The organism is Kitasatospora sp. NPDC057015 (assembly GCF_042673745.1).
Taxonomy (GTDB): domain Bacteria; phylum Actinomycetota; class Actinomycetes; order Streptomycetales; family Streptomycetaceae; genus Kitasatospora.
In genome coordinates this window covers 3,962-4,858 of the sequence record NZ_JBHUSG010000106.1, presented here as the reverse complement: position 1 = coordinate 4,858, position 897 = coordinate 3,962, and the positions used below count along the sequence as shown (strand labels likewise).

The 897-nt window shown below is 54.6% G+C and carries 2 protein-coding genes; both read right to left on the bottom strand.

Features of this window, described 5'->3' with window-relative positions; all coding sequences use genetic code 11:
- On the bottom strand, positions 1 to 235 hold a 235-nt coding region (locus ACFTWP_RS41085; RefSeq protein ID WP_380270310.1), incomplete at its 3' end, for a hypothetical protein.
- Between the two features lie 348 nt (positions 236 to 583).
- Positions 584 to 897 (bottom strand): recombinase family protein (locus ACFTWP_RS41080; protein ID WP_380270309.1); only part of this gene is annotated, 314 nt, incomplete at its 5' end.

Below are 897 nucleotides of genomic sequence, written 5' to 3'. Positions count from 1 at the left end.
TGAAGGCCGGGTCGTTGGCGCTGCACAGCTTGCCGTCCGGGATCAGCTCCTGGTGCTTGCCCGCGGCGTTGCCGATGCGGATGCAGGCGGAAGTGAGGGAGTTAAGGAAGATGGTCGAGATCTCGTTGCACGAGGGACGACGTCCAGTGCGAAGAGCATCTTTCGCCACTATTGAGTTCGAAAGGATGACCTCGGCGCTCGATAAAATAAACGCAAACAAGAGAATGAGTCCCAATGAACGGATGGAACAACTGCATATGCTTATGCAGGATGCGGAGAAGGCTGTTTCCGAATGTCGAGATGAGCAAGAGCATCGGTATTTTATGAATCTCATGGAGAGGATTCATCGCTCAATTTCGCTGATGTAATGTGCCTATCCGTCGGCCTGGCGCGCGGTTAATTGCTGTTTTGGCTTTTCGTCTGGTTGTTGGCAGTCTTTGGGGAGGCTAGCGATGCATCCCCGACTAAGTGGCGAAATGAGCGCGCCAAAGTACGGAATGTCTAACTGGCTCTCCAACGCGAGCGCTCATGGTGGGCGTTACAGTTGGGAAGGCTGGCGAATCATGACATTGGATGTCGGGCATTAAGCTGCGTCGCGTATCCGCATAATCGTCTGACGACTCGTGCTGTATCGCTTTGCGAGGCTTGCCACGCTAGCTCCTTCGCTCAAATGATGACGGACTTCGTCCTGTTGCACCTCGGATAGCGCTGAAGGTCGACCCATAGATTTCCCCTCGGCCTTGGCACGTGCAATACCGGCTTGCGTACGCTCGATCAATAAGTCACGTTCAAACTCGGCTACGGCATTCAGTACTTGCATCGTCATACGACCTGCCGCGCTGGTCAGATCGACGCCACCGAGTGCAAGGCAAAGAATCCGGATGCCGCGACCTGCTA